General features: G+C 62.3%; 8 protein-coding genes. 6 read left to right on the forward strand and 2 right to left on the reverse strand.

The features are described from left to right. A partial coding sequence (locus AX681_RS08870; RefSeq protein WP_197422083.1) for a hypothetical protein occupies positions 1-580 on the reverse strand: 580 nt, incomplete at its 3' end. Between the two features lie 336 nt (positions 581-916). Between AX681_RS08870 and AX681_RS08875 the strand changes: the two genes are divergently transcribed. The 6 genes from AX681_RS08875 (at position 917) to AX681_RS08900 (ending at position 6232) form a co-directional block, all read left to right on the forward strand. Next, entirely contained in the window at positions 917-2191 is a 1275-nt protein-coding gene (locus AX681_RS08875; RefSeq protein WP_066665230.1) for a hypothetical protein, read from the forward strand. Continuing rightward, complete coding sequence (locus AX681_RS08880) at positions 2191-2727, forward strand: DUF4142 domain-containing protein (RefSeq protein ID WP_197422084.1); 537 nt, start codon at positions 2191-2193, stop codon at positions 2725-2727. The genes AX681_RS08875 and AX681_RS08880 overlap by 1 nt, the downstream gene beginning before the upstream one ends. Next, positions 2724-3161, forward strand: coding sequence for a hypothetical protein (locus AX681_RS08885; RefSeq protein WP_066665232.1), 438 nt, complete (start codon positions 2724-2726; stop codon positions 3159-3161). The genes AX681_RS08880 and AX681_RS08885 overlap by 4 nt, the downstream gene beginning before the upstream one ends. Before the next feature lie 113 nt (positions 3162-3274). After that, entirely contained in the window at positions 3275-5128 is a 1854-nt protein-coding gene (locus tag AX681_RS08890; RefSeq protein WP_066665234.1) for a PAS domain-containing protein, read from the forward strand. Positions 5129-5132: 4 nt separating this feature from the next. After that, entirely contained in the window at positions 5133-5513 is a 381-nt protein-coding gene (locus AX681_RS08895; RefSeq protein WP_066665236.1) for a response regulator, read from the forward strand. Further along, a complete protein-coding gene (locus AX681_RS08900; protein ID WP_231733873.1) occupies positions 5510-6232 on the forward strand; it encodes a Crp/Fnr family transcriptional regulator in 723 nt (240 codons plus the stop codon). Before AX681_RS08895 ends, AX681_RS08900 begins: the two co-directional genes overlap by 4 nt. A 142-nt stretch (positions 6233-6374) precedes the next feature. On the opposite strand, the gene AX681_RS08905 is transcribed toward AX681_RS08900, so the two are convergent. Next, complete coding sequence (locus tag AX681_RS08905; RefSeq protein WP_066665238.1) at positions 6375-6563, reverse strand: hypothetical protein; 189 nt, start codon at positions 6561-6563, stop codon at positions 6375-6377. Between the last annotated feature and the right edge of the window lie 104 nt (positions 6564-6667).

Genomic DNA, 6667 nt, shown 5'->3' on the forward strand with positions numbered 1-6667 from the left:
ATGAGCTTAATGCACTAACAAACCAATCGGTCCACTCGGTGGGGGCAGACCAGTCCGGCGCGAGGTCGAGGGCGATCGCTGCCGCCAGACCCGCGCCCAGGCTGATAAGCGTGGCGTAGATGGTGCGCCGGGCGAAGACATCGCCCAAGCGATCCTCCGGCGCGAGGTCACGCAACCATGAGTTCCAAGCGCAGCCACCGATCGCGCCAAGTCCACAGAGTAGATATTGAGCGACCGCGACCATAGCGAGCGCCGGGGCGGGCGGCAGGAACACCGCAAACCCCATCACCGCCAGCATCGATCGTCCGAGGATGCTCGACCAGACTGCGATCCGCTTGCGGGCGCGCAGCCGCTCGACGAGCAGTACTGCCGGCCCCTGCAGGAGCTGGGTAAGGAATGGCGCGCTGGCGAGGATCCCGAGCATCAGGTTGGAGGCACCGAAGTGCAGCGCAAAGGCGGTCAGGATCACCCCGGTGGTGAGCGCGGTCGTTGCGCTCGCATAGGCGGCTTCGACGATCAGCCGCCGCAGTCCCGCTTCAAGCTGCGGCGCGGTGACGTCAGGCTGCGGATCGAGCTTCATCGCCAACAAAACCCGACGCTCGCTTTGCTGTTCCTTCCAAAGACGTCCAGCAGCCGTAACAATCGTACACAATATAACTTAAGTTATGCCAAGCTAGCTCACGTATATGTCTTGTATGAGTAACGATTAAATATCGGAACAATCGCTTAGCCCTCCTGTTGGTGAACGTCGATTCAGGAGAAAGTTCATGAAGGCGAAGCTTCTTCTAGTGAACGCACTTGCGGTTCCAATGGTGCTTGGTGCGGTGGAACTTTCCACCGCTCAGCGCCTGTGATCGAGCAGCATATCCGCCAGCTTCGCACGACCGACCATCACTGATCCCAAAGGAGGAGCGCCATGGGCTTCAACCCCTTACAGGAACGCGGCATTCCGCTCGATCGCCAGTTGCGCAACTGGTCCGAGCTGAACGTCGCGCCTTATGACAGCCGCAACGTCCATCCTTACACGCGCTGCCGCGCGATCTTCATGAACGGGATCGAGGTCGAGGCGATCATCAATTCGCACCAGTTTGCGCGTCATACCTCCGATACCGGGGTGAAGCAGATGCTGGCGACAGTGCGCCGGGTCGAGCAGCAACAGCAAAAGGCGGTGAACTGGCTGATCCCGGGCGATGAAAGCACGATCGCGCGGACGATCGGCTATGAGCAGGTCGCGGTTGATCTGACCTCCTGGCTCGCCCGGCAGGAGCCCGATCCGTATCTGCGCAAGGTCTATGAGTTTGCGCTGCTGGAGGATTTCGACCACCTCTATCGCTACGCCAATCTGATGGACATGATGGGCGAGGGACGAAAGGCCGAGGACATTACCGGCGACCTGACCGAGATCTTGCCGGGGCGCCCGACGATCTTCCAGCATCGCGATGCGCATGATGAATTGCGCCGGCCGATGACGCTCAAGGCGTCCGATACCCAGTCGGTGATGAACGCGATCACGATCGTCGCTGCTGAACAGCAGACGATGAACTTCTACATGAATGTGGGCAACATTCCCGAACACCCGCTGGCGCGCGCGCTCTATCTCGAGATCGCGCAGATCGAGGAGCAGCATGTCACTCATTACGAGTCGATTCTCGACCCGTCGCTGAGCTGGTTCACCAATCTCGTCCTGCACGAATATAATGAATGCTGGCTCTATTGGTCGTGCATGCAGACCGAGAGCGATCCGCGGATTAAGGCGCTATGGGAACTGCATCTCAACATGGAGATCGAGCATCTGCGCCTGGCATGCGAGGCGATGAAGGATGTCGAGCGTTCCGATCCGATGGAGTTCCTGCCAGCGCAAGGGATGAGTGATCCGCTGACCTTCGAACCGAACAAGGAGTTCGTCCGCGATGTCCTCCACGCGACGGTGGAATGGACTGCCTATGACGCGCAATTCGTGCCGATTGGGAACCTCGAGCCCGACCATCGCTATTTCGCATATCAGCGCACCGTGAACGAAGGTGGCGTTCCGACCGAGCAGGTCATCGATCAGCATCGCGCCGAATTTGGCAGCGAATATCGCTTCGCGACCAACGGCCCGCATCCGGTGGAGTCGCTTCGCGAAGAGGGCGACCACGACGCGCTTGCCTATCATCGCGCGAACGCCCGCACGCTTGAAGGAGTGGCATGATGTCCAGCGAACGCGAGAACGGTCCGATCAAGGACATGGTCAACAAGGTCGCCGACACGTTCGGCGGTGCCGTTGGGCAGGTGAGCGCGGCGGTCGTATCGACGCCTGACGGCTTCGTCGAAAGCGCCGCGATCGGCGACCGTTACGAAATCGCGGCCGGTCGCATAGCGCTTGCGCGCAGCCGAAACCCGCAGGTGCAGCAACTCGCTCGGCAGATGATCGTGGATCACACTACAAACACCCATCACCTGCTCGCGGCGCTGGAGATGAACGAAACGCGCGGGGTCGCGCCACCGCCCGATGGGCTGGACACGCGGCGCGAAACCATGATCCGGCATCTCGAAGAGAGCCGCGACGAGGTGTTCGACGTCAACTATCTCGATCAGCAGGTGTTAGCGCATGAAGAAACCGTCACGCTCATGAAGAGCTACGGCGCGCGGGGAGAAAATGTTCAACTGCGTGCGCTGGCGCAGGGGGCTGCGCCGGTGGTCGAGCGCCATCTCGCGCATGTCAAACGAGTGAGGGCGGGACTGTGAGCGAGCGCGACCGTCCTGCGCCGAGCCTCGGAAGCGCCGACAATCCGTTTGACACGATGAACGGCTATTCCGGTCAGGAGTACCATCGTGATCGGGAAGCGGCGTGGGCGCGCCAAGCCCCGAGCGGCACGGTCGATCCGCGCAGCCAGCGGGACGGCGCTGGTGCCGCTTCGAAAGAGGCAAATGTCCCACCGGAGGCCGGAAGCCGGGCCTGGGTCCACCCTGATACGGGCGCAGTCCATGGCAGCGGAGCCAATGACGGCGGCGGGGGGCTGCCCGAAGATTATGACCGCGACCCACAGGGCGGAGGTGAAGACGGCGGCACCGGCGCGAGAAATCGCACGCGGCAGCCCTTTGGCGGCACCACGATGCGCGCGGATGGCACCAACGCCGATGACGGTGTCGAAGCGGGGCATGGCGATGGCACGGATTGAGAGTATCGTGAGCAACCGGCATTCACCCGATCCGCCTCAGGGCGAAACGTTTCACTGGCGGAGGCGTTAGCCGACCGGGTGAACACCGGAGGACCGGTATGTTGCGAGGACTGATGCCGGACGATGAAAACAGCAAAGGGCATGCGCGGGAACGCGCCCAGCCTCAAGATCTGATCGCCCCATTGCCACCAACGACCGCGGAGGTCGCGCTTGCCCAGCGGGTGGAAACGTTGGAGCGCGATAATTCGGACCTGACCAACCTGCTGGATTCGACCCGGATCGCCACAATCCTGCTGGACGACGAGCTGCGCATACGCAGCTTCACGCCGGCGGCGACCGAAATCTTCCGGTTGCTCAAATCCGACATCGGTCGCCCGCTCGACGCGATATCGTCCGACGCGGCCTATCCTGAACTGCGGAACGATGTCGGCGCGGTGCGCAAATCGCGACTCCCGGTCGAGCGCCAGGTGAGCGATGCCGTCGTAGGCCGCCACTACGCAGTGCGGGTGCTCCCGTATCGCGGGATCGACGATCGGGTGAACGGGTCGGTGGTTATCTTCACCGACGTGACGGCGATACAGGCAGCTGAGGCTGCGTTACGCGAGAGCGAAGAGAGTTACCGCTTGTTGTTCGAGTCGATCGACGAGGGGTTCAGCGTCATTGAGGTTATGTTCGACGATGCGGAACGCGCGGTCGATTATCGCTTCCTGAGCACCAATCCGGCATTTGCGCGCCATACCGGGCTCGAAAATGCCGTCGGCAAAACCATTTCCGAGCTGGTTCCGGACCTTGATCCGCATTGGTTCGAGATATACGGCCGCATTGCACTGACGGGTCGATCAGAGCGGTTCGAGGATGAAGCTCGCGCACTGGGACGCTGGTATGACGTGTTTGCGTTCCGCGTCGGCGAACCGGCCCAACGCAAGGTGGCCATCCTGTTTCGCGACGTTCGCGAGCGAAAGGAAATGGAGCAGGCGCTGCGCGAGGCCGAGCGCCGCCAGCAACTGCTGATCGAAGGAATACCTCAGCTCGTCTGGCGGGCCATCGGGCGGGGGGCATGGACCTGGGCCAGTCCGCAATGGACCGGCTATACCGGCCAATCCGATAGCGACAGCCACGGACTGGGATGGATCGACATGCTGCATCCCGAAGATCGCGCCGTCGCCTGCGCTGCGTGGGCAGCTGCCGAGGAACAGGGCGGGTTCGACGTCCAATATCGGGTGCGAAACGTCGCCGATGGCGGCTATCGCTGGTTCCGGACACGCGCGACCCCTGTGCGCGATGCCGGCGGCGCGATCATCGAATGGCTCGGTACATCGACCGATATCGACGACCTGCGGCGGTTACAGACGCGACAGGAACTGCTTGTCGCCGAGCTACAGCATCGGGTTCGCAACATGCTCTCTCTGGTGCGGTCCGTCTTCTCACGAACGGTGGAGACCACAACCGACCTCGATGCGCTGGGGGATCATTTTCGCGGGCGACTCGATGCGCTCGCGCGCAGTCAGGTGATCGTGACGCGCAGCGCCGATGGCGTTGTCGATCTGGAAGAGTTGGTTCGCGACGAACTGCTGTCGGTTGGGGTCGGCGACGGGCCGAAATTGAGCATCGCCGGGCCTAAAGTCGTGATCGACTCCGTCGCCGCCGAGTCGATTGGCCTTGCCATCCATGAACTTACGACCAACGCCATCAAATATGGTGCGCTGAAAGGAGCCGAAGGACGGGTCGAAATAAGTTGGTCGCTTAACATGGGTGAGCGTGGCGGACGCACTCTGAACCTAGAATGGCTGGAGCAGGGTGTTCCGATGGTTCCGCTCAATCCAACGCGCCGGGGGTTCGGGCGCGAGCTGATCGAGCAAGCGCTTCCCTATCGTTTGGGCGCGCAGACCAGGCTGGAGTTCCGGGGGGGCGGTATCCGCTGCACGGTCGTTCTGCCGATGGCGGAGGGTTCGGGCGAACAGGAGTAAGAGGATGTTCGACGCCGCCCGATCTGCCCGACGCGTCCTTGTCGTCGAGGACGAATATTTCATCGCGACAGATCTTCAGCGCGAGCTGCAGGCGAATGGGTGGGACGTTGCCGGGCCCGTCGGTAGCGTCGCGGCAGCGCTGCGGGTGATTGCGGATGCACCGCCCGATGTAGCGATCCTTGACGTCAATCTTGATGGGAGTCGCAGCTATGCGATCGCTGACCGTCTGCTGTCGCTCTCTATCCCCTTCGTGTTTGTAACCGGATATGACGATTGGGCGCTTCCGCTGCCCTATCGTCGCGCGCTTCGGATCACCAAGCCCTGCACGTCAGACGCGCTGCGCGCGGCGTTGGCGCAGTTGTGCCGGATCGAGGTGAAGGCGTGAGCGCGATCCCGGCTGATGAGCCCAATATCGCCGCCGCGGCGATTCTGAGGCTGTCACGCCTGCACGCCCTCGACGATGCTGCGCTCGCAACGCTGACGGTCAGCGCGCGGCGTCTGCGGCGGGTTAATCCCGATAATGAGATCTTGGTCGAGGGGAAGCGCATCCCCGAAACGTTGCTGGTCTTGTCCGGTTGGTGTGCACGGGTGCGACAGCTGGCCGACGGCCGCCGGCAGGTGCTGAGCTTTTTGCTGCCCGGAGACCTGATCGGGCTGTGCGATCAGGTGGAGCCGCTCGCATGCTCCACCGTTGTGGCGCTCACCCCGGTCGATCTGTGCGTTGCGCCCGATCGCGGCATGCATCCGGACCTCGATCGCGCCTATATGATCAGCCGGGCACGCGACGAAGCGCTCTTGATGGCGCAGATTGCGCGATTGGGACGCATGAACGCCTATGAGCGGGTGATGGACCTTCTGCTCGAGCTGAACGAGCGGCTGGAGATGGCAGGCCTTGCCGCATCGGGCCGGTTCGCCGTTCCCGTGACGCAGGAGGTGCTCGCCGATACGCTTGGTCTGACATCGGTTCATATCAACCGGACGCTACAGCTGATCCGTGCCGAGGGCATGCTTAGCTGGAAGGGCCGCGAAGTTGTGTTGCGCGATGCCGACGCGATCTCGCGTTTGATCGGCCGGACGGCGCCGCGCATATCCGGGCAGTTCTAAAGCGGGGATTAGTTTCGCAACAACGGAATCCCGGGTGCGGGGCGCGGGCCACGATCGCGACCGGTGTCTTCGTGTTGTACCCGCTGTTCCTCTGCCAACGACGTACGCGAGTGCTGCGGACTGGTGGGCGGGGGCGCGGTTCTCATGCGCGCGCGCCCCGACCTGCCGCCGGCATCTCGCTGGCGAGTTGCTCGCCTGACTCGATACGCGCGAGATAGTTTTTCGCCAGCCCGCGATGTGCAGCTTCGGCTTCGCAGCAAGTAGCGTTCTGCGCCCGCATCATTTCAACCTCAGCGCGGCGGTAGAAATAGCGCTTTTCATCTTCGTTCATCGCTCACCTCTTTCGGCTGCCATGATCTTGCCTTTTTTGCCGTGTCGCCACTGGTCTGCCCCCACCGAGTGGACCGATTGGTTTGTTAGTGCATTAAGCTCATC

Source organism: Sphingomonas sp. CCH9-E2 (assembly GCF_001557215.1).
Taxonomy (GTDB): Bacteria; Pseudomonadota; Alphaproteobacteria; order Sphingomonadales; family Sphingomonadaceae; genus Sphingomonas.

What these genes read in the sequence shown, in the direction of transcription:
- AX681_RS08875 (WP_066665230.1), top strand. Translation starts at nt 917, where the DNA reads ATGGGCTTCAACCCCTTACAGGAACGCGGCATTCCGCTCGATCGCCAG.
- AX681_RS08880 (WP_197422084.1), top strand. Translation starts at nt 2,191, where the DNA reads ATGTCCAGCGAACGCGAGAACGGTCCGATCAAGGACATGGTCAACAAG.
- AX681_RS08890 (WP_066665234.1), top strand. Translation starts at nt 3,275, where the DNA reads ATGCCGGACGATGAAAACAGCAAAGGGCATGCGCGGGAACGCGCCCAG.
- AX681_RS08895 (WP_066665236.1), top strand. Translation starts at nt 5,133, where the DNA reads ATGTTCGACGCCGCCCGATCTGCCCGACGCGTCCTTGTCGTCGAGGAC.
- AX681_RS08905 (WP_066665238.1), bottom strand. Translation starts at nt 6,563, where the DNA reads ATGAACGAAGATGAAAAGCGCTATTTCTACCGCCGCGCTGAGGTTGAA.